27 protein-coding genes, 3 tRNA genes and 1 pseudogene are annotated in these 26042 nt (G+C 45.4%); 16 read left to right on the plus strand and 15 right to left on the minus strand.

Annotated features, from left to right (window positions below; all coding sequences use genetic code 11):
• On the plus strand, positions 1–664 hold a 664-nt coding region (locus tag Q4Q46_RS09620; RefSeq protein ID WP_311905839.1), incomplete at its 5' end, for a TonB-dependent siderophore receptor.
• A gap of 197 nt (positions 665–861) precedes the next feature.
• A pseudogene (locus tag Q4Q46_RS09625) lies at positions 862–1206 on the plus strand (formate dehydrogenase accessory sulfurtransferase FdhD); the annotation flags it as partial.
• 95 nt (positions 1207–1301) lie between these two features.
• On the opposite strand, the gene Q4Q46_RS09630 reads toward Q4Q46_RS09625, so the two are convergent.
• The 3 genes from Q4Q46_RS09630 to Q4Q46_RS09640 form a co-directional block, all read right to left on the minus strand.
• Positions 1302–1378 (minus strand) — tRNA-Val (locus tag Q4Q46_RS09630).
• A 38-nt stretch (positions 1379–1416) separates the two neighbouring features.
• A tRNA-Val gene (locus Q4Q46_RS09635) sits at positions 1417–1493 on the minus strand.
• 254 nt (positions 1494–1747) lie between these two features.
• Positions 1748–3127, minus strand: coding sequence for an MATE family efflux transporter (locus tag Q4Q46_RS09640; RefSeq protein WP_311905840.1), 1380 nt, complete (start codon positions 3125–3127; stop codon positions 1748–1750).
• A 33-nt stretch (positions 3128–3160) separates the two neighbouring features.
• On the opposite strand from Q4Q46_RS09640, the gene Q4Q46_RS09645 reads away from it, so the two are divergent.
• On the plus strand, positions 3161–3784 hold the full coding sequence (locus tag Q4Q46_RS09645; RefSeq protein ID WP_259520405.1) for a riboflavin synthase subunit alpha: 624 nt from the start codon (positions 3161–3163) through the stop codon (positions 3782–3784).
• Positions 3785–3818: 34 nt separating this feature from the next.
• On the opposite strand, the gene Q4Q46_RS09650 is transcribed toward Q4Q46_RS09645, so the two are convergent.
• Entirely contained in the window at positions 3819–4019 is a 201-nt protein-coding gene (locus Q4Q46_RS09650; protein WP_006087488.1) for a CPXCG motif-containing cysteine-rich protein, read from the minus strand.
• Positions 4020–4334: 315 nt separating this feature from the next.
• On the minus strand, positions 4335–4568 hold the full coding sequence (locus Q4Q46_RS09655) for a hypothetical protein (protein ID WP_259483923.1): 234 nt from the start codon (positions 4566–4568) through the stop codon (positions 4335–4337).
• Positions 4569–4859: 291 nt separating this feature from the next.
• On the opposite strand from Q4Q46_RS09655, the gene thrS reads away from it, so the two are divergent.
• The 4 genes from thrS to rplT all read left to right on the plus strand — a co-directional run bounded on the left by thrS (position 4860) and on the right by rplT (position 7986).
• Positions 4860–6788, plus strand: coding sequence for a threonine--tRNA ligase (thrS, locus tag Q4Q46_RS09660; protein WP_011846833.1), 1929 nt, complete (start codon positions 4860–4862; stop codon positions 6786–6788).
• Between the two features lie 3 nt (positions 6789–6791).
• A complete protein-coding gene (infC, locus tag Q4Q46_RS09665) occupies positions 6792–7334 on the plus strand; it encodes a translation initiation factor IF-3 (protein WP_012089240.1) in 543 nt (180 codons plus the stop codon).
• 84 nt (positions 7335–7418) lie between these two features.
• Positions 7419–7613, plus strand: a complete 195-nt coding sequence (rpmI, locus tag Q4Q46_RS09670; protein WP_106650517.1) for a 50S ribosomal protein L35 — start codon at positions 7419–7421, stop codon at positions 7611–7613.
• Between the two features lie 16 nt (positions 7614–7629).
• Complete coding sequence (gene rplT, locus Q4Q46_RS09675) at positions 7630–7986, plus strand: 50S ribosomal protein L20 (RefSeq protein WP_006081652.1); 357 nt, start codon at positions 7630–7632, stop codon at positions 7984–7986.
• 117 nt (positions 7987–8103) lie between these two features.
• On the opposite strand, the gene trxB is transcribed toward rplT, so the two are convergent.
• On the minus strand, positions 8104–9057 hold the full coding sequence (trxB, locus tag Q4Q46_RS09680; RefSeq protein ID WP_007647644.1) for a thioredoxin-disulfide reductase: 954 nt from the start codon (positions 9055–9057) through the stop codon (positions 8104–8106).
• 339 nt (positions 9058–9396) lie between these two features.
• Positions 9397–10512, minus strand: coding sequence for an alanine dehydrogenase (gene ald, locus Q4Q46_RS09685; protein ID WP_311905841.1), 1116 nt, complete (start codon positions 10510–10512; stop codon positions 9397–9399).
• A 179-nt stretch (positions 10513–10691) separates the two neighbouring features.
• On the opposite strand from ald, the gene lrp reads away from it, so the two are divergent.
• The 7 genes from lrp to Q4Q46_RS09720 all read left to right on the plus strand — a co-directional run bounded on the left by lrp (position 10692) and on the right by Q4Q46_RS09720 (position 18133).
• A complete protein-coding gene (lrp, locus tag Q4Q46_RS09690) occupies positions 10692–11198 on the plus strand; it encodes a leucine-responsive transcriptional regulator Lrp (protein WP_006081649.1) in 507 nt (168 codons plus the stop codon).
• Between the two features lie 344 nt (positions 11199–11542).
• A complete protein-coding gene (locus Q4Q46_RS09695; protein ID WP_311905842.1) occupies positions 11543–14296 on the plus strand; it encodes a DNA translocase FtsK in 2754 nt (917 codons plus the stop codon).
• Positions 14297–14352: 56 nt separating this feature from the next.
• Positions 14353–14979 carry an outer membrane lipoprotein periplasmic chaperone LolA gene (gene lolA, locus Q4Q46_RS09700; protein ID WP_011846837.1) on the plus strand — a complete coding sequence of 209 codons (627 nt, stop codon included), beginning with the start codon at positions 14353–14355 and terminating at the stop codon, positions 14977–14979.
• Positions 14980–14987: 8 nt separating this feature from the next.
• Positions 14988–16319, plus strand: coding sequence for a replication-associated recombination protein A (locus tag Q4Q46_RS09705; RefSeq protein ID WP_311905843.1), 1332 nt, complete (start codon positions 14988–14990; stop codon positions 16317–16319).
• Entirely contained in the window at positions 16312–16686 is a 375-nt protein-coding gene (crcB, locus tag Q4Q46_RS09710; protein WP_006081645.1) for a fluoride efflux transporter CrcB, read from the plus strand. Before Q4Q46_RS09705 ends, crcB begins: the two co-directional genes overlap by 8 nt.
• Before the next feature lie 18 nt (positions 16687–16704).
• The gene (serS, locus tag Q4Q46_RS09715) at positions 16705–17991 is read left to right on the plus strand and encodes a serine--tRNA ligase (RefSeq protein WP_311891300.1); all 1287 of its coding nucleotides are present in this window, start codon (positions 16705–16707) and stop codon (positions 17989–17991) included.
• Positions 17992–18010: 19 nt separating this feature from the next.
• A complete protein-coding gene (locus Q4Q46_RS09720) occupies positions 18011–18133 on the plus strand; it encodes a hypothetical protein (protein WP_006081643.1) in 123 nt (40 codons plus the stop codon).
• A gap of 144 nt (positions 18134–18277) precedes the next feature.
• On the opposite strand, the gene Q4Q46_RS09725 is transcribed toward Q4Q46_RS09720, so the two are convergent.
• The 6 genes from Q4Q46_RS09725 to punR all read right to left on the minus strand — a co-directional run bounded on the left by Q4Q46_RS09725 (position 18278) and on the right by punR (position 21693).
• Complete coding sequence (locus Q4Q46_RS09725; RefSeq protein WP_006081642.1) at positions 18278–18616, minus strand: TusE/DsrC/DsvC family sulfur relay protein; 339 nt, start codon at positions 18614–18616, stop codon at positions 18278–18280.
• Positions 18610–18891 (minus strand): sulfurtransferase complex subunit TusB, encoded by a 282-nt coding sequence (gene tusB / locus Q4Q46_RS09730; protein WP_311905844.1) that lies wholly within the window; start codon positions 18889–18891, stop codon positions 18610–18612. The genes Q4Q46_RS09725 and tusB overlap by 7 nt, the downstream gene beginning before the upstream one ends.
• Complete coding sequence (tusC, locus tag Q4Q46_RS09735; RefSeq protein ID WP_063882974.1) at positions 18891–19247, minus strand: sulfurtransferase complex subunit TusC; 357 nt, start codon at positions 19245–19247, stop codon at positions 18891–18893. Before tusC ends, tusB begins: the two co-directional genes overlap by 1 nt.
• A 14-nt stretch (positions 19248–19261) precedes the next feature.
• On the minus strand, positions 19262–19651 hold the full coding sequence (tusD, locus tag Q4Q46_RS09740; protein WP_012089235.1) for a sulfurtransferase complex subunit TusD: 390 nt from the start codon (positions 19649–19651) through the stop codon (positions 19262–19264).
• A 69-nt stretch (positions 19652–19720) separates the two neighbouring features.
• Entirely contained in the window at positions 19721–20380 is a 660-nt protein-coding gene (locus Q4Q46_RS09745; protein ID WP_012587690.1) for a Bax inhibitor-1/YccA family protein, read from the minus strand.
• Between the two features lie 410 nt (positions 20381–20790).
• Entirely contained in the window at positions 20791–21693 is a 903-nt protein-coding gene (punR, locus tag Q4Q46_RS09750; RefSeq protein ID WP_011846842.1) for a DNA-binding transcriptional activator PunR, read from the minus strand.
• A gap of 115 nt (positions 21694–21808) precedes the next feature.
• Between punR and punC the strand changes: the two genes are divergently transcribed.
• On the plus strand, positions 21809–23080 hold the full coding sequence (punC, locus tag Q4Q46_RS09755) for a purine nucleoside transporter PunC (protein WP_311905845.1): 1272 nt from the start codon (positions 21809–21811) through the stop codon (positions 23078–23080).
• 80 nt (positions 23081–23160) lie between these two features.
• Positions 23161–23251: transfer RNA gene (locus tag Q4Q46_RS09760), tRNA-Ser, on the plus strand.
• A gap of 197 nt (positions 23252–23448) precedes the next feature.
• On the opposite strand, the gene Q4Q46_RS09765 is transcribed toward Q4Q46_RS09760, so the two are convergent.
• Entirely contained in the window at positions 23449–24012 is a 564-nt protein-coding gene (locus tag Q4Q46_RS09765) for a hypothetical protein (RefSeq protein ID WP_311905846.1), read from the minus strand.
• Positions 24009–25622, minus strand: coding sequence for an MATE family efflux transporter (locus tag Q4Q46_RS09770; protein WP_311905847.1), 1614 nt, complete (start codon positions 25620–25622; stop codon positions 24009–24011). The genes Q4Q46_RS09765 and Q4Q46_RS09770 overlap by 4 nt, the downstream gene beginning before the upstream one ends.
• Positions 25623–26042 lie beyond the last annotated feature (420 nt).

The following is a 26042-nucleotide window of genomic DNA, read 5'->3' on the forward strand; positions in this document are numbered from 1 at the left end:
TTATACCGAAATATTTAATCCGCAAAATGTGACTAATGCTTATGGAGAGTATCTCGACCCATTAAAAGGTAAAGCTTATGAACTTGGTCTGAAGAGTGCTTATCTTGACGATCGTCTGCACACAACTGTCGCGCTATTTAAAATTGATCAAGACAACCTAGCAACACCAAATGGAACTGTCATAATTGATGGGAAACCTGTTACTAATTACAAAGCTGCTCAGGGTACTGAAAGTACAGGTTTCGAGTTAGAGGCTGTAGGCGAGTTTATTGATGGTTGGAACATCACAGCGGGCTATTCTCAGTTTACAGCTGAAGATGTGGAAGGAAACAGGATGGCAACCACAAGTCCACGCAAACAGTTTAAGCTATTTACCACGTATCAGTTTGTCGATTATCTGCCTGAATTAACTGTGGGTGGGGGTGTTAATTGGCAGAGTGACAGCTACTCAGAAAATACAGTGTTAATAGAACAGGACGCTTACACTTTAGTGAACCTGATGGCTCGCTATAACTTGGCCGACAATATGGATCTGCAAATTAACATAGAAAATCTTCTAGATGAAAAATACTATGCTTATATGTCTGCATCATCTGCAGCCTATAGCGTGTATCACTATGGTACGCCGCGTAATGCCACGGTGAGTTTTAGTTATCGTTTCTAAACTTCTAGCCTAATCGTAAAGGGATAGCCTTAATATCGGCTATCCCTTTTTTATTAGGCCAATTCAAATATTAAACACGCCTAATATTGCAGTTGCTAATTAAATTGGTACAGGTACGTGTTTCATTCTCGACATGGATTATATCTGTAAATTATTAACACTGTTTATTACGCCTATTTAATTCACATGATTCAACGGCCATGGGGCTTAACCATCAAGGACAGATCATCGCCGCCTATGAAGATATAGGCAGACATATCGCACTCGACAAGTTAATTGGTGCCTTTGCCGCTCGCAATGTGGCACGTCCAGTGGCCGTATTGTTCACCAGTCGCGCGAGTTTTGAGATGGTGCAGAAGGCCGCTAGTGCCAATATCCAAATTCTGTTTGCTATGTCCGCCGTGACTTCACTGACGTTGGAGTTAGCTGAGAAAAGCAATATCACGCTTATCGGGTTTTGCCGTAATGGCAGGGCAACGCTGTACACCCACGGCTATCGGCTGTTGGGACATCAATATCAAAGCATAGCCAAGGTAATATGATGCCTTGTCATTTTCATCGTTAGCTATCGTTTATTTTGAGTATTAATTAACGCTGATTGGATAAATGAATATTAAAGCGGATTACAACTGAAAAATGGTACACCCGAGTGGACTCGAACCACCGACCCCTACCATGTCAAGGTAGTGCTCTAACCAACTGAGCTACGGGTGCACTGTTTGAATTTCACTTTTTAGACTCTGTGAAGAGAGTGGTACACCCGAGTGGACTCGAACCACCGACCCCTACCATGTCAAGGTAGTGCTCTAACCAACTGAGCTACGGGTGCATCGTAAATATTAACTTGCTATTCAAAAGCGTTGCGCCTTGGAACGAGCGCTATATTAGGGGCATAGCGCAGGGCTGGCAAGCAAAAAAATCAAATTTGTCGTCAAATGGTGAATTGCTGTGCAACTTGTCCAGTGTTTCAACAAAGTTGTTGATATAACGGCAAGTTAGACTTACTGAGCACGTCAAACCACTAAGACATAAACAAAACGGCGAGCTTAATGCTCGCCGTTGCTTTAAATCTTGCCTATCCGATTAGTGATGCAAACTGTCGCCTTCAATCAGGCTTAAATGCACACCATGTTTTTGGATGTAACGCAGTCGAATGAAAAATAGCAGCGCCGCCGAGGTGAGACCTGCAATCAATCCGGTCCAAAAACCGTGTGCGCCCATGGCAGGAGCGATATGATCCGTATAAGCCAAGGTATAACCGAGTGACATCCCTATGCCCCAATAGGAAAACAGCGTGATATAAAAGGCACTGCGGGTATCTTTATAACCACGTAGGGCTCCGGCGGCAACCACTTGGACTGAATCTGATAATTGATACAGTGCCGCCATTAACATCAAGCTGCCGGCTAAAGCGACAACTTCTGGATCACCATTATAAAGCTCTGCAATCTGGAATCTAAATATGACGGTCAAGACTGCAGTTGATAATGCAAGGGATAGCGCTAACCATAAACCCACTTTGGCGACCACTGCAGAAATATCAGCACGATCGCGACCCAAGTAATAGCCAATTCTAATCGATACTGCGATACCAATAGACAACGGCAGCATAAATACAATCGCAGAAAAGTTCAGTGCTATCTGGTGACTTGCCACCACAGTTGCACCTAATGGGGCGAGTAACAACGCAATAATGGCAAATAAACTCACTTCAAAAAACAGCGCCATTGCTATCGGCATGCCGAGTTTGGTCATTTTTTTCATCGTTTCAAAGTCAGGACGATGAAATTTACTGAAAGGAGCCAAGGCCGCGAATTTCTTATGCAGTTGCATATAAATAGTCATAGCTATCAGCATGGCCCAAAAAACCAAAGCGGTGGCAATACCACAGCCAGCACCGCCCATCGGAGGTACGCCAAAGTGTCCATAAATAAAGATGTAGTTGGCGGGGATGTTCACTGCTAAGCCGACAAAGCCAATGACCATAGTTGGTAACGTGTAAGAAATCCCTTCACTACAGCCGCGCAGCACTTGATATAGCACAAATGCGGGCGCGCCCCATAAAATACCGTCGAGATATCCAATGGTTAAGCGGTATAATTCGGGTTCTAAATCCATATGGCCAAGCACAAAGGGCGCTGATGCGAGGAAAATCATCACGCCAATGCCACCAATGATGGCAAGATAGGCACCTTGAAAGGCCAAAGGTTGGATGGCTTTTTGATTATTCGCCCCATTGTAGTGGGCGAATAAAGGCGTAAAAGCCATCAGTAAACCTTGGACGAATAGAATAGCGGGTAACCAAAGGCTAGTGCCGACCGCCACAGCGGCCATATCAACCGCGCTAACACGGCCCGCCATAACGGTATCAATAAAGCCCATCATGGTCTGAGTGACCTGAGCTATTAGCACCGGCAGCGCCAATTGGATTAAACGTTTGGCTTGATAGCCTGAATTATTCATAAATACAGCCTTTAACGATTAAGCGAGCAGAAAATGTTTACAGGTATAGTTCAAGCCACCTGCGAGGTGGTTGCAATACATAAGAAAGATGGCCTAAATACCCTTGAGGTAGCGTTCGAACCTGATTTGCATGAGGGACTTGCGATTGGTGCAAGTGTGGCAAATAACGGGGTATGTCTTACTGTGACTCAGGTCGTTGATGATAGGGTATTTTTCGACGTAGTGGAAGAGACCTTGCGACTGACGAATCTGGCTAATTTGTCTATAGGTCAAAGCGTTAATGTTGAGCGTTCGTTGACTTTTGGTAGTGAAATTGGTGGTCACATTCTCTCTGGCCATATTCACACTAAGGCTAAAGTCGTCGATATTAGCCATACAGAACAGCATTATGATCTGACACTGGGCATTGAGCCTAAATGGATGGATTACATTTTTTATAAAGGTTTTGTTGGCGTTAACGGCTGCAGCTTAACGGTAGGCGAGGTGAGTGACTCCGGCTTTAAGTTGCACTTAATTCCTGAAACCCTAAAACTGACCAATTTGAGTCAGTATAAAGTGGGTGATGAACTCAATATTGAGATCGACAGCCAAACGCAAGTTATCGTCGACACTGTCGAGCGCGTGCTGGCCAGGCGTTTTAACGAACAAGCCCATTAGTGTCGTGACATCGCAGCCTTTAGTGCAATCTCGTTTAATAGATTTGCTCGTCGTCTGAATCGATATACAGCTCAACGGTACGTCTCAATTCGTCGATATGTAAGCGTAAGTGAATGGGATTACAACAAATTCGGCAATCATCGTAATAATCTTGATCTCCGCAGCTGGCATCGATACTGATATCTTGATGGTGCCCGCAGTGGGGACAAGCAATAACTTTGTTCATGACTCTCATGGTGTAACTCCTTATAGCTAATAGAAGAAAGCCACAATAGAGCAGAGCCCCAATAGAATAGAGCGAATCGCTCAGTTCAATCAGTACATCTCACACTTAGTTCGTTCATCGCACCTATTGTTTTGCGCGTTGGTCATGTTCAAACCTGAGTGCTGTTTATGTGCGTCCTATTCGAGTGCTTCTATTTAAGTGCTTCCTATTTGAGTATACAGCAGAGTGCAGTGCGCTGACTTAGACGAAGTCGGTCTCAAAACGCAGCATGATAGACGTTCTGGTTAAAGGGTTTGCTTAGTGGATCAATAACCCTTTTAGCATTTAGTCCTTAACCGTGACTAATCCTTCCATTTCGCTGCTGTGTAACACGCCATCGCGGGCATTTTTGGTAATATCCAGCGTTAAACGCTGCATCTGTAGCTCAAGCTCACTTTTAATATCAACGAGTAATACTTGAGTATCGATCTGTGGTTCGTTTGTACTTACATGCTGCGGCTCAGGTAAAGCGGCGGCAGTGTTCGTGAGTGCTACAGCCAGTATAATGCAGTTCAACATATCAACTCCCTTGTCATGTTTTCAGTGATGGCTAATAAACTGGCGCCAGAATAGGGGAGTTAGATGACCGCTAAGTTACCAAGACACTGCAAAATCATGAATTTGCTTTTTGCTTTCAATCCCAATTCTGGCCAATATGCTTGCGCCTTTTAGCTACAATCCCTTAGAATAAACGCCCTGCTACGCAAGGCGGCTAAGACTCCTGTACTGTCTTAACCTAGCGAGCATTTCTCTTACATTAACTAAAACCAAGTGGCCCTACGTGTGGGTCACCACTGGAAAGGACATTTCATGCCTGTAATTACACTTCCCGATGGTAGCAAACGTGAGTTTGCTCATGCTGTATCGACCCTCGATGTTGCCGCCGATATTGGCCCAGGTTTAGCGAAAGCTTGTATCGCTGGCCGCGTTAATGGCGAATTAAAAGATGCTTGCGATCTCATTGAAACCGATGCAGAGCTATCAATCATTACCGCCAAAGACGAAGAAGGTGTTGAAATTCTTCGCCATTCTTGCGCACATTTATTAGGTCACGCGATTAAGCAAATGTGGCCAGAAACCAAGATGGCGATTGGTCCAGTTATCGATAACGGCTTCTACTATGATATCGACCTTGAGCACAAGTTGACTCAAGATGACATCGACGCCTTAGAAAAGCGCATGCTTCAACTGGCAAAAACTAACTATGACGTTGTAAAACGTGTGGTTAGCTGGCAAGAAGCGCGCGATACATTCGCTGCGCGCGGCGAAGATTATAAGATTGCCATTCTGGATGAGAACATCAGCAAAGACGCGACGCCTGCGCTGTATCATCACGAAGAATACACAGACATGTGTCGTGGACCGCACGTGCCTAACATGCGTTTCTGCCAACATTTCAAATTAATGAGCATTGCTGGCGCTTACTGGCGTGGTAACTCAGAAAACAAGATGTTGCAACGTATCTATGGTACTGCTTGGGCTGACAAAAAAGCTTTGAGCACACACTTAACCCGTCTTGAAGAAGCGGCTAAGCGTGACCACCGTAAAATCGGTAAGCAGCTCGACTTGTATCACATGCAAGAAGAAGCACCGGGTATGGTGTTCTGGCATAACGACGGTTGGAGCATCTTCCTCGAATTAGAAAGATTCATTCGCCGTAAGTTAAACCAATACACTTACCAAGAAGTAAAAGGCCCATTAATGATGGACCGTGTGTTGTGGGAACGTTCTGGTCACTGGGATAAATACTCAGAAGCCATGTTCACGACCAGCAGTGAAAACCGCGAATATGCAATCAAGCCAATGAACTGCCCAGGCCACGTGCAGATCTTCAACCAAGGGTTGAAATCTTACCGCGACCTGCCATTACGTATGGCTGAATTTGGTTGCTGTCACCGTAATGAACCTTCTGGTTCTTTGCACGGATTAATGCGCGTACGCGGCTTTACCCAAGATGACGCCCATATTTTCTGTACTGACAGCCAAGTCCAAGAAGAAGTGAGTGCCTGTATCCAGATGGTTTACGATACATACGCCACCTTCGGCTTTGAAAATATCGTGGTAAAACTGTCGACTCGTCCTGAAAAACGTATCGGTGACGATGCAATGTGGGACAGAGCGGAAGAAGCACTTAAGCAAGCGCTGCGTGACAATAATATTGAATTCACTATTTTGCCAGGTGAAGGCGCGTTCTACGGACCCAAAATCGAATTTACTTTACACGATTGTTTGGACCGAGCGTGGCAATGTGGTACTGTGCAGCTCGATTATGCGTTGCCAAGCCGTCTTGGTGCAACTTATGTTGCCGAAGATAACAGCCGTCAGACCCCAGTGATGATCCATCGTGCTATTTTAGGCTCTTTGGAACGATTCTTGGGTATCTTGATAGAAGAATATGCAGGACGTTTCCCAACTTGGTTAGCCCCAATGCAAGTTGTCGTGATGAATATCACCGATAAACAGGCTGATTATGTTGAAGAAGTCGTAAAATTCTTCAAAGAACAAGGTATTCGAGCGTCTTTTGACTTGAGGAATGAGAAAATAGGCTTTAAAATACGCGAGCACACCTTAAGGCGTGTCCCTTATTTGTTGGTCGTTGGCGATCAAGAAATGGAAAATAAGGAAGTAGCGGTGCGTACCCGTGATGGTATCGATTTAGGTAAGATGCGACTTGAAGATTTCGCCACTAAAATCCATCAACAGATTTCGCTCCGTAGTCTCAAATTGTTGGAGGAATAGGTCATAAAGATCAAAAAAACAGCAGGGCGTCAGCCGGCCCCTAATAGAATCAATGAAGAAATCACAGGCGTACCAGAAGTACGTTTAACAGGCATTGATGGTGAAGCTATTGGTGTGGTAAGCATCAGAGATGCTCAGAATTTGGCAGATGAAGCAGGTGTAGACCTAGTAGAAATCAGCCCAAATGCTGAACCTCCAGTATGTCGCATTATGGACTACGGTAAGTTCCTTTTTGATAAGGCTAAGTCAGCCAAGGAACAAAAGAAGAAGCAAAAGCAGGTTCAGGTTAAGGAAATTAAATTCCGTCCTGGAACTGACGAAAACGACTATCAGGTAAAACTACGCAACCTGATACGTTTTCTGGAAGACGGGGACAAAGCGAAGATTACGCTTCGTTTCCGAGGTCGCGAAATGGCACACCAAAACCTAGGTATGGATCTATTGAACCGTATCAAGGCTGATTTGGATGAGTATGCGGTTGTTGAATCTTTCCCGAAAATGGAAGGCCGACAAGCAATTATGGTGCTAGCGCCTAAAAAGAAATAAGTAGGGCAAAACTTAAAGTAGCGAAGGTCTATGGCCTTTGCTCGCCTTGCTTTTTATTAAACATCCCAATGCGGAGTTTTAGAAATGCCTAAAATGAAAACAGACAAGGGTGTAGCGAAGCGTTTTAAGAAAACCGCTAATGGTTTCAAGCGCAAGCAAGCACACTTACGTCACATTTTGACGAAAAAAAGCACTAAACGTAAACGTCATTTACGTGCTAAATGTTTAGTTGCAAAAGCTGACGTTCCAGCAATCGCGCGTCAATTACCTTACGCTTAATTTAGGAGATTAGAAAATGCCAAGAGTTAAGCGTGGTGTAACCGCTCGTGCTCGTCACAAGAAAGTTTTAAAACTAGCTAAAGGTTATTATGGCGCTCGTAGCCGTACTTACCGTGTTGCTGTTCAAGCAGTAACTAAAGCTGGTCAATATGCTTACCGTGACCGTCGTCAGAAAAAACGTCAATTCCGTCAACTTTGGATTGCACGTATTAATGCTGCTGCTCGTCAAAATGGTCTGTCTTACAGCCGTTTCATCAACGGTCTGAAAAAGGCGTCTATCGAAATCGATCGTAAGATTTTGGCTGACATCGCTGTATTCGATAAAGTTGTATTTGCAACTTTAGTTGAAAAAGCAAAAGAAGCGTTAAACTAAGAAATTAGTTTGTTGCTGTAGAGAAGGGACCATTTGGTCCCTTTTTTTATGTGTCATTTTTAGCTAAAAAAATAGCAGGCCAAGCCTGCTATTGGTTGAAAAAAGTTTAGAGTTTAATTACTTTTTAGCGTCTAAATAACGCTCTGCATCGAGTGCGGCCATACAGCCTGTGCCCGCAGAAGTAATCGCTTGACGATAATGTTGGTCCATCACATCACCACAAGCATAAACACCTTCGATACTGGTTTGTGTGGCGTTACCTTGCAAGCCGCTTTGTACTTTTAAATAACCGTGATTCATTTCTAACTGGCCTTCAAAAATTCCAGTATTAGGGCTATGGCCAATAGCGACGAACACACCTGCAACGGCTAAGTCAGTAATTGAGCCATCTTTAGTGCTCTTCATCTTAAGACCTGTCACACCCATAGCATCACCAACGACTTCATCCATAGTTTGGTCTAAATGAAGGATGATGTTGCCATTAGCGACTTTGTCCATCAGACGGTCGATTAAGATTTTTTCTGAGCGGAAAGTGTCACGACGGTGGATCAGATGCACTTCAGCGGCGATATTACTTAAGTACAATGCTTCTTCAACAGCTGTGTTACCGCCACCGATCACAGCGACTTTTTGATTGCGATAGAAGAAACCATCACAGGTCGCACAGGCTGATACGCCACGGCCCTTGAATGCTTCTTCTGACTCTAATCCTAAGTAACGGGCAGAAGCGCCAGTTGCGATGATCAACGCATCACAGGTGTACTCGCCGTTATCGCCTTTCAAACGGAAAGGGCGCTCAGTTAGAGTCACTTCGTTGATGTGATCGAACAAGATTTCAGTATCGAACTTTTCAGCATGCTTCTGCATACGTTCCATCAGCGCTGGACCGGTTAAGTCATCCGCGTCACCTGGCCAGTTTTCAACTTCAGTCGTAGTGGTTAATTGACCACCTTGCTGCATACCTGTGATCATCACAGGTTTTAAATTAGCACGCGCAGCATAAACTGCTGCGGTATATCCTGCTGGGCCTGAACCCAAAATCAATAAGTTACAATGTCTGACCTGGCTCATTTTTATCTCCGTGCCTTTAGCAAATTGCAAGGATTGTAGGGAATTTACCTGTGGGGGTAAAGTGTTGGAGGGCGATTCTTTTAGATTGCGCTAATCGAGTCAGTGCGCTTTGGTATTCAGAGTGTCAGTTTTACTTTACTGCGGCTAAATAAACACCTTGAGAGGGCATCACTAGCGAAAGCACGGGACAAGTTTGGATACGGGAGATTATCGATTCACATGCTTGAGCTTTGGTTCTGGCCAATAAAAAATCGGCCTCAACAGAGTCGAGGCCGATTTGGATTATTTGCTAGGTAAAGCAAACGCAATGTTCCACCGAAAGCTTAAACTACCTAAAAGCTATGCTAGTAATGAAACTGGAGAGGTGAACGCTAAATTCAGGGCGTGAGCCACTTCTTTACAGACTACTTTACCGTGCATCACGTTTAAGCCATTGAGTAAGTGCTTGTCTTGCAACAGCGCTTCTTTATAGCCTAAGTTAGCTAACTTAAGAATATACGGTAGCGTTGCATTGTTAAGTGCGAAAGTGGAAGTGCGAGCAACCGCACCTGGCATGTTCGCCACACAGTAATGCACAACATCGTCAACGATATAAGTCGGATCTTGGTGAGTGGTTGCGTGTGAAGTTTCAACACAGCCGCCTTGATCGATTGCTACGTCAACGATAGCACTGCCCGGCTTCATACGTGAAATCATGCTACGGGTAACCAATTTAGGTGCCGCAGCACCTGGGATCAGTACGCCACCGATCACAAGATCGGCTTCAATAACATGACGTTCAATCGCATCAGCAGTAGAGTAAATGGCTTTTACGGCAGAGCCGAATTGCACATTTAAGCGACGCAGTGCATCAATGCTACGGTCAAGTACAACCACATCAGCACCCATGCCTACCGCCATTTGCGCAGCGTTAGTACCGACCATACCGCCGCCAATAATCACGACTTTAGCGGGTTCAACACCTGGAACGCCGCCCAGTAACATACCGCGACCACCAGAAGATTTCTCTAATGCCATAGCACCAGCTTGGATTGACATACGGCCAGCAACTTCAGACATAGGGGCAAGTAAGGGCAGGCCACCACGGTCGTCAGTCACAGTTTCGTAAGCGATACATACGGCACCACTTTTAATTAAATCTTCAGTTTGCGGTAAATCTGGCGCAAGATGCAGATAAGTAAATAAAATCTGATCATGACGCAACATAGCGCGTTCAACTGCTTGAGGCTCTTTTACTTTTACAATCATCTGCGCTTTAGCGAAAACTTCAGTAGCAGTCGCTAAAATTGTGGCGCCAGCATCAATATAATCTTGATCTGAAAAACCGATACCTGTGCCAGCATTTGTTTCTACAAAAACTTCGTGACCTTTGATCGCTAACTCGCGAACACTAGAAGGAACCATACCGACACGATATTCGTGGTTTTTAATTTCCTTGGGAACACCAATAATCATCTTTGAGCCTCAATTGCCTGAAAACCCACTTTTAATGGGCATAATTGTTATTTTATCGTGACCTGAACGTGATTAATTCAGGGATATCTAGTATAGTATCGGCGACGCAGTTTATGCTGCTGAACTTTCGGCATACGTAGAATAAAATGTTGTTTTAGTGATAAAGCAAGGTTAAATAAATGGCATATAATAAAAAGAGTCCTGTAAAAGACTTGGATCGCATCGATCGCAACATTCTTAATGAATTACAACTTGATGGCCGCATTTCTAATGTGGAATTATCAAAAAGAGTCGGACTTAGTCCAACTCCGTGTTTAGAAAGAGTGAAACGACTCGAAAAGCAAGGTTATATCAATGGCTATACCGCATTGGTCAATCCTCATTTCCTGGGTGCATCCCTACTGGTATTCGTGGAAATCACCTTAAGCCGTGATACTCCCGAAGTGTTTGATAAGTTTAACCGTGCAGTGCAGTTACTCGACGACATTCAAGAATGTCATCTGGTTTCAGGCGATTTTGACTACTTACTGAAAACCCGTGTTTCAGATATGTCAGCTTATCGTCGCTTGTTAGGTGAAACCTTGTTGAAATTACCTTCTGTTTCCGACACGCGTACTTATGTCGTGATGGAAGAGGTTAAACACACCAGTCGCGTAGCGATAAATCATCTACTCTCAGATATCTAAATTACCCTGATTGTTTGGTTTTACAATAAGGGGCTTAGGCCCCTTATTTATTGGTCAAGTCAGCACAACTATCCCGTTTAGCACCTATAGCGATTAACCTTGTCATTGCCCTTAAGTTCGCCAACTTAGGGGCATATTTTTGTGGCATTTTTAAGCAGAGTTGTTAACGGAAGTGATTGTGTAATAACTCATTCCTCTCCAAAAGCATACTTAAACATCCCAATAGGTTAATTTTTGCCAATCATGGCCAATTCTGCACAGAAAAACAGGCTAATGTGCTCCACATTTAGTGGGATTCTGGTATCGTTAGCCCACCTGTTTTCACTTTTTATGGATTACGTCGTTTGTCTCAAGGAAATAGTGTACGCACGCTCACTGGCCTGCAACGTCTGCTGGAAGGCGGACTCATCATTTGTTGTGTCCTCGCCACTTATATTTTACTCGCATTGACGAGTTTTAGTCCGTCTGATCCCGGTTGGAGTCAGTCGCATTTTCAAGGCGACATAAAAAACTGGACCGGAGCTGTAGGGGCTTGGATAGCCGATATTCTGTTATATTTCTTCGGCGTCACGGCTTACATTATGCCAATCATTGTCGCCTCGACCGGCTGGCTGCTGTTCAAACGCGCCCATCATTTGCTCGAAGTTGATTACTTTTCAGTGGCCCTGAGATTGATTGGATTTTTGCTGATCATCCTTGGGTTTTCTGCGTTGGCGAGCATGAATGCTAACAACATCTACGAGTTTTCGGCAGGCGGAGTGGCGGGTGATGTCATAGGCCAAGCCATGCTGCCGTATTTTAATAAACTCGGCACCACCTTATTGCTGCTGTGCTTCTTAGGTTCTGGCTTTACCCTGTTGACGGGGATCAGCTGGCTGACCGTGGTCGAGAAAATCGGCTTAGTCTCTATTTGGATTTATAAGAAACTTAAATTATTACCGCATGCGATGAAGCGTGAGCGTGAAACCGAAGATACCCGTGGTTTTATGTCTGTAGTCGATAAGTTTAAGCAGCGCCGCGAATCACAATATGTGCTTGAAAAGCCGCCAGTCGTTGAAACGCCAAAGGTGCGTGAGCGTCATATTGGTCGCAGAGCCGAAATAACCCCAACCTTGTCTACTGCCGCAGATGAAGGGTTTATTACCGAAAGCATTAATACTGAAGAAGCTGCGCCGCAAAAAAACAAGCTATCGGCACTCGCAAAAATTTTGAGTTTGAATGGCAGTAAAAGCAAAAATACACAAAGGGTTGAACCTCAAATCGATCATGATGATTTGGCCGCCCATGGCAATTTTGAAGCGCCGCCTTGGTTAACCGAAGCCCAAGATGCAAGACATGATGAACAAGAAAGCGCCGATTTCAATTCGCAGGCATTCGATCACGACGACAATGAGCCAGTTTTTAACAGCCAAAACTTTGCGGAAGATGATGATGAAAGCTTAGGCTTTACCGATGATGACGTCATTGATTTTGATACAAAAGCCTCAACGGGCGCTGTGAATCAAGCCCAGCGTAAGCAGCAAGATCAAAAAGCGAAAATTGTGGATGGCATAGTGGTGCTACCCGGGCAAGATGATAAACCCGCACCGAAAAAGCCCATGGACCCCTTACCCAGCATCAATTTGCTTGATGTGCCTGATCGTAAAAAGAACCCGATCAGCCCAGAAGAGTTAGAACAAGTCGCCCGTCTGGTTGAAGTGAAGTTAGCCGATTTCAACATCATCGCCAATGTGGTGGGGGTATACCCAGGACCTGTGATCACCCGCTTCGAATTGGAATTAGCGCCTGGCGTTAAAGCGTCAAAAATCTCTAATCTGTCGAAGGATTTAGCCCGTTCACTGCTAGCTGAAAGTGTGCGTGTGGTTGAAGTTATTCCGGGTAAGGCTTATGTCGGACTCGAATTGCCGAACAAGTTCCGTGAAACCGTGTTTATGCGCGATGTGTTAGATTGCGCCGCCTTTACCGACAGTAAATCCAATTTGACTATGGTGTTAGGCCAAGATATCGCCGGCGATCCTGTGGTGGTTGACCTTGGTAAAATGCCGCATTTGTTAGTTGCGGGTACCACAGGTTCGGGTAAGTCAGTGGGCGTAAACGTGATGATCACCAGCTTACTGTATAAGTCGGGCCCAGAAGATGTGCGCTTTATCATGATCGATCCCAAAATGTTGGAATTGTCTGTCTATGAAGGCATTCCGCATTTGCTCTGTGAAGTCGTTACTGACATGAAAGAAGCTGCCAATGCACTGCGTTGGTGTGTGGGCGAGATGGAACGTCGCTACAAGCTAATGTCTATGATGGGCGTACGTAACATCAAGGGCTATAACGCTAAAATTGCCGAGGCGAAGGCCAATGGCGAAGTGATTTTAGATCCTATGTGGAAGTCTTCTGACAGTATGGAGCCTGAAGCGCCTGCATTAGATAAGCTGCCATCGATTGTTGTCGTGGTCGATGAATTTGCCGACATGATGATGATTGTCGGTAAAAAAGTGGAAGAGTTGATTGCCCGTATCGCGCAAAAGGCCCGTGCTGCAGGCATACATTTGATCCTAGCAACCCAAAGACCGTCAGTGGATGTGATTACTGGCTTGATTAAAGCCAACATTCCGACACGTATGGCGTTCCAAGTGTCATCGCGTATCGATTCGCGCACCATTTTAGATCAACAGGGTGCAGAAACCTTACTCGGTATGGGGGATATGTTATTTCTACCACCGGGTACTGCGGTTCCGAACCGTGTCCATGGCGCCTTTGTTGACGATCATGAAGTTCACCGCGTTGTTGCCGATTGGTGCGCCCGTGGTAAACCGCAATATATCGATGAAATTCTCAATGGTGCCAGCGATGGTGAGCAAGTCTTGCTACCAGGTGAAACCGCAGAAACCGATGAAGAATACGATCCACTCTACGATGAAGCCGTCGCCTTTGTGACCGAAACCCGTCGCGGCTCGATTTCAAGCGTACAGCGTAAATTTAAGATTGGTTATAACCGTGCAGCGCGCATTATTGAACAGATGGAAGCCCAAGGTATCGTTTCGGCTCAAGGCCACAACGGTAACCGTGAAGTCTTAGCGCCGCCGGCACCAAAACATTATTAAGCCGCGCGAAGGCGTGGCTTTGATACACCCAAGGGTTTTACAGGGTAAGGAATAAAATGAAAAAACGATTATGCGCTGTGTTGTTAGCTTCACCTTTACTATTTAGCGCGGCAGTGTTTGCCGATGATGCGCAGCAGCTCAGAGACAAATTGATTGGTACTGCATCACTAAAAGCCGATTTCAAACAAACCGTGACTGACGTCAATAAAAAGGTCATTCAGACGGGTTCTGGTATCTTTGCATTGGCCTATCCAAATCAGTTTTATTGGCATTTAACTCAGCCAGATGAATCGCAAATTGTCGCTGATGGTAAAGATTTATGGATCTACAATCCCTTCGCCGAAGAAGTGGTCATCATGGATTTTGCCGAGGCAATCAATGCTTCGCCTATTGCTTTGTTAGTCCACCGCGACGATGCCACTTGGTCACAGTATTCAGTCACTAAGCAACAAGACTGCTATGAGATCAAACCTAAGGCGATTGATTCGGGCATATTGTCCGTCAAGGTGTGTTTCAAAAATGCCCAGTTAGCCAACTTTAATGTTGCCGATGACAAAGGTAACTTGAGCCAATTTGATTTAAGCAATCAGCAAGCGATTACTGATAAAGACAAAGCGCTGTTCAGCTTTGTGCTGCCTGACAATGTCGATGTTGATGATCAACGTCGTAAAACAGCGCACTAGGCGATAGCGTGAGCAGTTTATCCTTTAATTTCGCCCCCGACTTTCGTCCCTTGGCCGCACGCATGCGGCCAAGAACGATCGCCGAGTACATAGGTCAAGCCCATTTACTGGGTGAAGGCCAGCCGCTACGCAAAGCATTGGAAGCGGGGCGTGCCCATTCCATGATGTTGTGGGGGCCGCCGGGCACAGGTAAAACGACCTTAGCCGAATTAATCGCACATTATTCAAATGCCCACGTTGAACGCATCTCTGCGGTCACCTCTGGCGTCAAAGATATTCGCGCGGCGATTGAGCAAGCGAAAGCCGTGGCTGAATCCCGTGGTCAACGCACGTTATTGTTTGTCGATGAAGTCCACCGATTCAATAAAAGCCAGCAGGATGCCTTTCTGCCATTTATTGAAGATGGCACTGTGATTTTTATCGGTGCGACCACTGAAAACCCATCCTTTGAAATCAACAATGCGCTGCTCTCGCGGGCACGGGTTTATCTTATCAAGCGCTTAAGCCATGATGAGATCGCCCACATAGTGACTCAAGCCTTAAGCGATACCGAGCGCGGCTTAGGCCAACGCCAATTTGTGATGCCAACCGATGTGCTCACCACACTGGCGCAACTTTGTGATGGTGATGCCCGTAAAGCGTTAAATCTTATTGAGTTGATGAGTGATATGCTCATCGACGGTGGCACCTTTACCACTGAGATGTTGATCCAAGTGGCGGGGCACCAAGTTGCCGGATTCGATAAGAACGGCGATCAGTTTTACGATTTAATCTCAGCCGTCCATAAATCAATCCGCGGCTCAGCACCCGATGCGGCGCTGTATTGGTTTTGTCGAATATTAGAAGGCGGCGGCGATCCGCTGTATGTCGCAAGGCGCTTACTGGCGATTGCCTCTGAAGATGTCGGCAATGCCGATCCTGCGGCGATGACCATCGCGCTTAATGCTTGGGATTGTTTTCACCGTGTTGGACCAGCCGAAGGTGAACGAGCAATAGCACAAGCCATTGTTTATCTTGCCAGCGCGCCTAAGAGTAACGCTGTCTATACCGCATTTAAGGCCGCCCGTGAGTTAGCTCGCGATACTGGGCAAGTCGAAGTGCCGCACCATTTACGCAATGCACCGACTCAATTAATGAAAGACATTGGCATGGGAGCAGGGTATCGATATGCCCACGATGAAGCCAATGCCTATGCCAGTGGTGAAAATTATTTCCCCGAATCCCTGCAAACAGCGCAGTTTTATTTTCCGACTGAGCGAGGGTTCGAGAAGCGAATCAAAGATAAGTTGGCGCAATTAGCCCAGTTAGATCAAGCCAGCGAGCACAAAAGATATGAATAATCTCTTACTTGTGGCGCTAGGTGGTTCAATTGGGGCTGTTTTTCGCTATCTTATTTCAATATTCATGATCCAAGTATTTGGCAGCAGTTTTCCTTTTGGTACACTGTTGGTTAATGTCCTCGGTTCATTTTTAATGGGCGTAATTTACGCACTGGGGCAAATGAGTCATATCAGCCCAGAACTCAAAGCGCTGATCGGTATTGGCCTGTTGGGCGCTTTGACAACGTTTTCGACTTTCTCTAATGAAACCTTATTGCTGCTGCAAGAAGGGGATTGGCTGAAGGCGACTTTGAATGTGGTGTTGAATCTAAGTCTATGTTTATTCATGGTGTACTTAGGTCAGCAACTGGTTTTTTCTCGCATTTAACTATTAAGAATATATCACATGTTAGATCCTAAATTTTTGCGCAACGAATTAGAAGTTACCGCTGAGCGACTGGCCACCCGTGGCTTTATTTTAGACATAGCTCACCTCACTCAATTAGAAGAAAAGCGTAAGTCACTGCAAGTGGCTACCGAAGAATTACAAGCGTCGCGTAATGCCATCTCCAAATCCATTGGCCAAGCTAAAGCCCGTGGTGAAGATGTTGAAGCGATCATGGCGCAAGTGGGCGATTTAGGTTCACAGCTGGATGCCAGAAAGATTGAACTGGCGGCCGTGCTTGAAGAAGTCAATGCCATTGCCATGTCGATGCCCAACCTACCAGACGAATCAGCGCCAATCGGTGCCGATGAAACGGAGAACGTTGAAGTTCGCCGCTGGGGCACGCCACGCACGTTTGATTTCCCAATTAAAGATCATATCGATTTAGGCGAAAGCCTAAACGGTTTAGATTTTAAAAATGCAGTGAAAATCACTGGCTCACGTTTTATCGTGATGAAAGGCCAAGTTGCCCGCTTAAACCGCGCCATTGGTCAGTTCATGCTGGACTTGCACACCACAGAGCACGGTTATACCGAAGCCTATGTGCCGTTACTGGTTAACGAGGCAAGCTTACTGGGCACAGGTCAACTGCCTAAGTTTGGTGAAGACTTGTTCCACACAAAGCCTGCCACCGAAGAAGGCCAAGGCTTAAGCTTGATCCCAACGGCCGAAGTGCCATTAACCAACTTAGTGCGCGATAGCATTGTTGATGAAGACGAGCTGCCGATTAAATTAACCGCGCATACCGCATGTTTCCGCAGTGAAGCAGGCTCATACGGCAAAGATACCCGTGGTCTGATCCGTCAGCATCAATTCGATAAAGTAGAAATGGTGCAAATCGTTAAGCCGGAAGATTCAATGGCGGCGCTCGAAGCGCTAACAGGTCACGCTGAAACTGTATTGCAACGTTTAGGTCTGCCATACCGTACTGTGATTTTATGTACTGGTGATATGGGCTTTGGCTCAAGCAAAACCTACGACATCGAAGTCTGGTTACCTGCACAAAACACTTATCGTGAGATTTCTTCTTGTTCAAACATGAAGGATTTCCAAGCCCGTCGTATGCAAGCACGTTACCGCGTGAAAGCAGACAATAAGCCCGCGTTACTGCATACCTTAAACGGTTCAGGTTTAGCTGTCGGTCGTACCTTAGTCGCTATTTTAGAAAACTATCAAAATGCCGATGGCAGTATCACAATCCCAGAAGTGCTGCGTCCCTACATGGGCGGCTTAACTCAAATAGGCTAATGGAACGCAAAATAATACTATGGATAAAGGCCAGCGCTATCTCCGTTGGCTTTCCTATACCGCTGTCATTGCTGTATTTTTTGCTGTGATGTTGGCGACCATAGGCAAAGCCGTCTGGGTTGTGTTAGAAAACGTCAAATAACCCTATTAACTTTGTTCAAGTAAAAAGAAAGGCATGTTTCCCAAGGGAACATGCCTTTCTTTTTGTGCCACATTGATGTTCAATGCTCACATTTGACGCTTATGTTCGATATCGAGTTAAGTGTGATGACTTAACCCAATACCATTAAATGCATTTAGCTGGCTTTGGCAGGCCCGCAATTTTGGTAGCTTGTTTTGCTGGGCCAATAGGGAACAAGGTATATAAGTACTTTGAATTGCCTTTGTCTGGCCCTAAAGCTTGGCCAATAGCTTTGACCAATACGCGAATAGCAGGGCTCGTTTTGTATTCAAGATAAAAATCGCGAACAAAATTAATCACTTCCCAATGGGCGGGCGTAAGCACGATTTGCTCTTCTGCCGCCAATAGTAAAGCCATATCCGGTTGCCAATCGTTGAGATCTTTTAAATAACCTTGATGGTCACGGGCGATTTCTGCGCCATTAAATTGCAATGGATTTACCACGTTATCACCTTGTCATGGAGTAATGATTGAGCCACAAACTCATTGTAATCGATAAGCGTCACGTTCTTTAAACGCTCAGATAGGCCTCGAGCGACGACATCGTCTTTTAAGACCATGAACTTGAAGGGCGATAATGCCATTGCCCATTGACGCAGCAGTAACGCGTTCACGCCATCGCTCGATAGTAGAATCGCATCTTCCTTGCAGGCGTAACGTAAGCAGAGTTTCAACGCACTATCTCGGCTGGGAGATGTTTGAATATGATGTAAAATCATCAGAATACTAAGACCTCATCCACCTGTTTTAAATGGGCAGCGATGGCCTCATCGTTGACCACAGTAACAGGAACTGACAGTAAGCCATGGCTTAAGCCGTAGTCGGCTAAGGATTGCTTACAGACAAATACCGACTCGATATCGTACAGCGGCAGTGCTTTAAAGGTGGAGATGTAATCTTTAGCGCCGATAAGCTCAGGCTGTTGATCTTTAATCAAATGCAGCACACCTTCATCGACAAATACCAAACTTACTTCTTGCTCAAAGCTGGCGCTCAGCAGGGCGAGATCTAAACCTTCGCGGCCACGAACAGTACCGTGTGGCGAACAGCGAAATAGGATACACAATTTTTTCATAGTCACCCTGAGAGTTAAAAACTGATCAATCGGTCGGCCGATTCAATGCCGGTGACAAGCTCGCCTAAACCGCCCATGATAAATGACTCGCCCACATTCCAGTGGCTTAGGCCATTCTCGCTGGCATCTTGCTTGCTCACAATCCCACGGCGCAGCGCTGCTGAAACGCAATTGACTAACGGGAGCTGATGGGATTGCGCGAGCTGTTTCCAGTCACTGATCACATCGTTTTCATCGGAGGCGGGTAAGCTTAAATCTGTGGAGTTATACACACCGTCTTGATAAAAAAACACACAGATAATCTGATGCCCAGCCAAAAGTGCAGCTTGGGAAAAGCGTAAGGCGTTAACACTCGCCGACGTGCCATAAGCGGGCCCGTTCACTTGGATAATAAATTTGCTCATTTAAAATAAAAATGGCCCTAAAAGTAGGGCCATTCTAACGCAAGTTAAGCTAAAAATCGCTAACTAGGATTAGTCATCGTTGCCTATGCCCATAAGGTGCAACAGCGCGATGAAGAGGTTTAAGAAATCTAAGTATAATGAGATAGTTGCGCGAATGTAGTTCGTCTCGCCACCGTTCACAATACGGCTAGTATCAAACAGGATAAAACCTGTCATCAATAATGCAATACCGGCGTTAATCGCCATAAAGGCAATGCTGTTACCCATAAAGATGTTAATTACGGCAGCGGCAATCACCACAATCAAGCCAGCGAACAAGAACCCACGTAGGAAAGAGAAATCTTTCTTAGTGGTCACCGCATAGGCTGATAAGGCAACGAAAATCACTGACGTTAACCCCAGTGCTTGCATGATTAGCTGTGGACCGTTTGCCATACCAGCGTAGTGATTCAGCATGTAGCCCAGTGAAGCGCCTTCCATACCAGTAAAGGCAAATACCCAGAAGATACCCGCTGCAGACTCGGCTTTACGTAAGGTCACAAACAACAGCACTAGGCCACCAATGGACAAGCCAATGGAGACTAATGGACTGATATTTAATGCCATTGCCAAGCCAGCACACAGGGCAGAGAAGGCCAATGTCATAGACAACAGCATATAAGTGTTTTTAAGAAGTTTGTTCACTTCCAGTGTTGACGCACTTGTCGAATATAAGGTTTCTTGGGTCATGTTGATCTCCGTTGACACATTTCCAAACTGATCATTTTGATTTTTTACAGCACACTAAGTTCCCGTAAAATCCTAAAACGAACTTAACTGCATTCATGATACCGTACCTGAGATACGGGTGAAAGTCATAGAACCATGAATAACAAATTGTTAATCTTAAAAATTTTGCCTCATCTCACATATCAATCTTAAGTGCTAAGCGTTTAGGATTGAGATGGCTGCATCCGTATCTTTATCCACTAAGCACATGAATGCTTGGTTAAAACTTAATGGGCTTGATAAATAGGCCTGCTGAACTTAGGAGCACTTACAGCAAATTTCAAGTTCAATGTTAAGTTCAATGCCGATTTCAAAGACAAGTTCAATGCCAAGTATAAGGACTAGATCAGCATATTGAGTTTAAACCAAGCTTAAGCCAGCCACTCTTTATGCAATTTTTCAGTATCGCCCAGATATTCCAGCACCCAAGCGAGCGCAGGTGACATCTTGTCGGCATTCCACGCGAGACAACAAGGGCTGGTCTGCTTAGGATTTTCCAGTTGTTTCTCAACCAGCGCACCCGCTTTAATAAACACACTTGCTAAGTGCACTGGCATATAACCAACGCCTAAACCTTCGCGGAAACAGTTAATGGCGCGGATCCAATCGGGGACAACAAGGCGACGTTGATTTTCGAGCAACCAAGTCATACGTTTTGGAATTTCCCGAGAGGTGTCTTCTAGGCAAATCGAGGGGAAAGGGCGCAGCTCATCGTCGCTTAGCGGACGGTCGATATTGGCCAATGGATGATTTTTGCTGACTAAAAAAGCCCACTCAATATCGCCCATGTCTTTATATTGGTACACGCCGCCGACCGGAATTGCGGTTGTTGCACCAATTGCAATGTCACTGCGGCCCGTGGCGAGCGCTTCCCAAACCCCGTTAAAGACCTCAATGCGAATAATCAATTCAATATCATGGAAATGACGGTAGAAGTCAGCAATCAATACACTGATCCTATCGGCACGGACGATATTATCCAGCGCGATAGACAAGGTCGGTTGCCAACCGTTTGCTACGCGCTGCGTGCCACGCTTCATCTCGTCCATCTGCGTAAGCAAGGTTCTGGCTTGCTTAACAAAATGTTCACCCGCAGGGGTTAAGGTTACGCTGCGATGATGACGTTCGAAAAGAATGACGCCGAGTTCTTCTTCTATTTGCTTGACCGCGTAGCTCACGGCAGAGGGCACTTTATGCAGCCGATTCGCCGCCGCGGTGAAACTTCCTACACGAGCCACAATATCTATGAGTTCTAGCGCTTGTTCTGAGAGCATAGCTGACGTCCGTTCCAATGAAAATAATTGATAGCACAAGTCAAAAATAAACGTTTCCAATCGATTTAACAAGTCATTAGACTGCACGCTTTAGTCAATCCGACCCGATTATTTTATGAAAACGTCTAGTAACACCTTTGTAAACATAAAGTTCTTTATGTTTCTATTCTATTTAGCCATGTTGAGCATGCTCGGCTTTATTGCCACTGACATGTATTTGCCTGCTTTCAAAGCAATTGAAGGCTCACTTAACAGTACCCCATCACAGGTGGCGATGTCGCTGACCTGTTTCCTGGCGGGTCTTGCCTTAGGTCAGCTACTTTATGGCCCCTTAGTCAATAAAATCGGCAAACGTTGGGCACTGATCTTTGGCCTAGTGGTGTTTGCCATTGCAAGCGTGTTTATTGCCAACAGTGATTCTATCCTAATGCTCAATACCGCGCGCTTCTTCCAAGCGATTGGCGCCTGTAGTGCAGGGGTTATTTGGCAAGCGATTGTGGTGGAACAATATGATGCCGATAAAGCCCAAGGTATTTTCAGTAACATTATGCCACTGGTCGCATTATCGCCTGCATTAGCACCGATCCTTGGCGCTTACATTCTGAACGAATTAGGCTGGCGTGCAATCTTTATCTCTTTGTGTGTTATCGCTTTTCTACTGATATTGATGACCTTGTACTTTGTGCCAGGCAAGCGTCAGCATACACACAGTGAACATGCTGCGGTATCTTATGGGCAAATTTTGAAAAACACCCGCTATTTAGGCAACGTCGTGATCTTCGGCGCCTGTTCCGGTGCTTTCTTTGCTTATCTAACCGTATGGCCGATTGTGATGGAAATGCACGGTTATCTGCCAACTGAAATCGGTCTTAGCTTTATCCCACAAACCATCATGTTTATTGTCGGTGGTTATGCGAGTAAGTTACTGATAAAACGCATTGGCGGGCATCAAACACTGAATATCTTGTTGTCGATTTTCGCAGCCTGCGTTATTTCGATCATCATGTTCACGCTGATTTTCCCAGCAAGCACGATTTTCCCACTGCTTATTTCGTTCTCTATTTTGGCCGCAGCTAATGGCGCCATTTACCCGATAGTCGTGAACAGCGCGCTACAGCAGTTTAGTCAGAATGCCGCTAAGGCCGCAGGATTACAGAACTTTTTGCAGATCAGCATTGCCTTCGGTGCATCTAGCTTAGTTGCTATGTGGGCAAGCATAGGTGAAGTAGCGATCGGTTGGGGCATCCTATGTTGCGCTATCTTAGTTGTGGTCGGCTATGTGCTGAAGAGCCAACAAGGGTGGGACGATTTTGCCAAACATTTCACTAAGCCAGATCCCGCACGTGTTGGCATAGTGGCCGATGTGAAGCAAAATCCAGCGGATTGAGTGTAATAGCAACAATCGGCGCATAATTGAGAGTTAGTGCTTTACAGTCAACACACTTACTTATATTATGCGCCTCGTTCGGAGGGGTGGCAGAGTGGTTTAATGCACCGGTCTTGAAAACCGGCGTGGGTTTATAGCCCACCTAGGGTTCAAATCCCTACTCCTCCGCCATATTCAGTCAAAAAGCCGCTAAGCAATTAGCGGCTTTTTGCATTTTAGCTATTCTAGCTTTGAGTTTCTGATTCGAAACGCAGCGCCTCCATCATAGTTTACCAACAAGGCCATCAGCATTGATGGCCTTGTTGGTTATTGTCATTTAACTCTAGATTTGCTCATTCAAGATGATGCACTGACAATCTCAGCCATCATTACACTTTGGGTAGTTTGTGTTGGATCATGGCCAGCGCAAAGGCGTTCCACTCTGCATTAGCATAGCTACTCACCAGATCCCGCAGGATAGTCGGTTCGCTGGCGTTATCCACCTGCTGCGAAATTATCGACAAATTCAGCGCATTGCAGTAATCCAGCCGCTCCACCACAAAAAACTGCTTCTTGTAGGGGAGTAACAATGTGTCCTCAGCTTGTGCATTAAAATCACGCGCGGCTAAATAGCCAGTAAACCAATGATTAAGTAGCGTCTCGCATTGCTTAGTGTGGAATAAGTTTCCCCAATCATCCCCGAGTATGGCTTGACCCGACAGGACTCGCTGGCAATGATGAAAATCGATAAACCCTAGCTCACGAGCAATCACTTGTTGGCAATGCTTTAACTGGAGATCTGAGTGTAAGATACCCAACTTCGCTATTAAGGTTGTGACTCTTTGCTTGGCTGACAGCTCACCTTGCTGACAAGCTTTGAGCAGCTTCTTAGCGCGAATTTTAGTTTCATTTAATGCGATGGTGCTTGAGTCTTTCATATTGGCTAACTTCATTTTGCATTACCTCCATGACTGACTCTATTTGCTTGCGGCACGTGAATGAAAGGCCAAATACTGATGATCAATAAACTCAAGAGACAAGCTAAGATGTCCGCGATTGGAAAGGCCATCCATAACTCAATCAAAGCGTTTGGCATGATCTTAATGTTTAATGCACCTGTGATAAATGAAATATCTGTAAAGGATAGTTGAGGTAACAGAACCAGCAGGGGCAGTAATAAACCATAGATTTTTATCCCAGATAATAGCAATGCAAGCTTAGGGCGGTTTGTGCCTTGATACACAGCAATCGCAATACCTGTGATCCCCGCCAAAGGTAAGGCGATAAACGTCACACTCGAAATCTTAACACAGGCGGCAATGAGTGCGAGGTCATCGGTGAAAACACCAAATACTGAGGTAGGAAACCCCATAAATATGATTGTCACTACACTCAGATAACAGCAGGTCAAGACGATTCCCCATTTAGCACACGCTAACACCCGAGAAGATGCCATCGCCCCATAGTTATAGGCACTGATCGTTTGTGCTGCACTGGTGAGAGCCATGAGCGGCAGGGCGATAAAGATATTAAAGCGGCCGATCAAACCATAAGCGCTGATCATGTACGCGACCTCATTCGCCGCTGGCGTATTGGGCACTACATTGGCTAAATGACTGACTAAAATATGATTTACCAATGAGATCACGCAGGCAATCCCAAGATATGACAATAGTATTGGGCTACCTAAGCCAAGAATCGCTTTTATCTCAGTGAGGTTGAGCTTTATCTGCTCTATTCTAAAACAAATAGGCTGGGCAGCTTGCCTATGAAGCGCCTGCTTATTGGCAAAGCAGTTATTTGGAACAAAATAGACGACGGCGATAAATAGACTCACACATTGGCCCGCTACCGTTGCCCACGCCGCACCACTTATGCCCATCTCCAAAACGGCAATAAAGAGTGTATCGAACAGAATGTTCATGACCGCCGACAACAAGATAACCAGCAGCATCACCACGACTTTGCCTTGTGCTCTGAGTAAATCACCGCTAAGGGATAACAAAAAGGTGAACAGACTAAAACAGAGAATGGGTTGTAGATAATCTATAGCAGCTAAGGCAAGTGTTGAGCTTACCCCAATAAATGCTAATAGATTATCGAGCTGGGCGAGTGAGACGACAGTGACAATCACTCCGCAACATAGGGCTAACGCGAAACCGGTATTCGCGATTTGACTCGCCTTATCAAACTCGTTTGCCCCTAAAAATCGGCTCACTAAGGTCGCAGTCCCATTTCCTATCATGCAGGCTAAAGCGAAAATCATCATTTGTAATGGGAAGGCAATCGTTACCCCAGCCAATGCATCGGCGCCGATGTATTTCAAAATAAAATAAGAGTCGACTAAGTTGTAGCTGCCACTGAGCATCATGGCGAAGGCCATAGGTAATGCAAAACGCAAATACAAAGTAGGGATAGCTAACGTACCTAAGTACTCTGTTGGCTGAGAGCTTGAGTGAGATTTCCCGTGGAAGGGTGTTTCGGTGACTACCAAGGGCACAATGTCAGAAGGTTCAACATTGATACTGGCGGGTTTGAAAGTGTTAGCTGTTGCATGTTTCACAAACAATTCTCCTAAGTTTATTGGCATTCCGCTAAGCCAAACTTATTTGATTGCTGTAGGTTCGATATGAAATCGATTCGCAACGCTATTAATTTATCAGAGTGATATCATCTTTTGCGGACAGGCTTCTCTGCAACCTGCCGCGTATTATTCTCACTCAACCGTCTGATGTCAATCAGATTGTCGCATTTGACGATGGCATTCAACCACTTTCCATGGTAAAAGATGGGCTATAAATGACGCCATCCAACAAGCCACTTAAACCACTTTCTGTACCGCAGGTTACTAAGATTCATTGCCTAGCGATAATATAAAAGTCCGTTGTACACACTTCCTTTTAGTTACGACTTAAGCTGTCGCACCTCTGCGTATAATATTAAAAAATAATGTATTGAGGTGTACTATGGATGGTCTAGTTAT

This window comes from Shewanella vaxholmensis, assembly GCF_031932135.1.
GTDB classification, from domain to species: Bacteria; Pseudomonadota; Gammaproteobacteria; order Enterobacterales; family Shewanellaceae; genus Shewanella; species Shewanella hafniensis.

Excerpts from the sequence above, each read along its gene's own strand:
- Q4Q46_RS09640 (WP_311905840.1), bottom strand. The coding sequence starts at position 3,127 with ATGAATAATTCAGGCTATCAAGCCAAACGTTTAATCCAATTGGCGCTG.
- Q4Q46_RS09645 (WP_259520405.1), top strand. The coding sequence starts at position 3,161 with ATGTTTACAGGTATAGTTCAAGCCACCTGCGAGGTGGTTGCAATACAT.
- Q4Q46_RS09650 (WP_006087488.1), bottom strand. The coding sequence starts at position 4,019 with ATGAGAGTCATGAACAAAGTTATTGCTTGTCCCCACTGCGGGCACCAT.
- Q4Q46_RS09655 (WP_259483923.1), bottom strand. The coding sequence starts at position 4,568 with ATGTTGAACTGCATTATACTGGCTGTAGCACTCACGAACACTGCCGCC.
- thrS (WP_011846833.1), top strand. The coding sequence starts at position 4,860 with ATGCCTGTAATTACACTTCCCGATGGTAGCAAACGTGAGTTTGCTCAT.
- rpmI (WP_106650517.1), top strand. The coding sequence starts at position 7,419 with ATGCCTAAAATGAAAACAGACAAGGGTGTAGCGAAGCGTTTTAAGAAA.
- rplT (WP_006081652.1), top strand. The coding sequence starts at position 7,630 with ATGCCAAGAGTTAAGCGTGGTGTAACCGCTCGTGCTCGTCACAAGAAA.
- trxB (WP_007647644.1), bottom strand. The coding sequence starts at position 9,057 with ATGAGCCAGGTCAGACATTGTAACTTATTGATTTTGGGTTCAGGCCCA.
- ald (WP_311905841.1), bottom strand. The coding sequence starts at position 10,512 with ATGATTATTGGTGTTCCCAAGGAAATTAAAAACCACGAATATCGTGTC.
- lrp (WP_006081649.1), top strand. The coding sequence starts at position 10,692 with ATGGCATATAATAAAAAGAGTCCTGTAAAAGACTTGGATCGCATCGAT.
- lolA (WP_011846837.1), top strand. The coding sequence starts at position 14,353 with ATGAAAAAACGATTATGCGCTGTGTTGTTAGCTTCACCTTTACTATTT.
- crcB (WP_006081645.1), top strand. The coding sequence starts at position 16,312 with ATGAATAATCTCTTACTTGTGGCGCTAGGTGGTTCAATTGGGGCTGTT.
- serS (WP_311891300.1), top strand. The coding sequence starts at position 16,705 with ATGTTAGATCCTAAATTTTTGCGCAACGAATTAGAAGTTACCGCTGAG.
- Q4Q46_RS09720 (WP_006081643.1), top strand. The coding sequence starts at position 18,011 with ATGGATAAAGGCCAGCGCTATCTCCGTTGGCTTTCCTATACCGCTGTC.
- tusB (WP_311905844.1), bottom strand. The coding sequence starts at position 18,891 with ATGATTTTACATCATATTCAAACATCTCCCAGCCGAGATAGTGCGTTG.
- tusC (WP_063882974.1), bottom strand. The coding sequence starts at position 19,247 with ATGAAAAAATTGTGTATCCTATTTCGCTGTTCGCCACACGGTACTGTT.
- tusD (WP_012089235.1), bottom strand. The coding sequence starts at position 19,651 with ATGAGCAAATTTATTATCCAAGTGAACGGGCCCGCTTATGGCACGTCG.
- Q4Q46_RS09745 (WP_012587690.1), bottom strand. The coding sequence starts at position 20,380 with ATGACCCAAGAAACCTTATATTCGACAAGTGCGTCAACACTGGAAGTG.
- punR (WP_011846842.1), bottom strand. The coding sequence starts at position 21,693 with ATGCTCTCAGAACAAGCGCTAGAACTCATAGATATTGTGGCTCGTGTA.
- punC (WP_311905845.1), top strand. The coding sequence starts at position 21,809 with ATGAAAACGTCTAGTAACACCTTTGTAAACATAAAGTTCTTTATGTTT.
- Q4Q46_RS09765 (WP_311905846.1), bottom strand. The coding sequence starts at position 24,012 with ATGAAGTTAGCCAATATGAAAGACTCAAGCACCATCGCATTAAATGAA.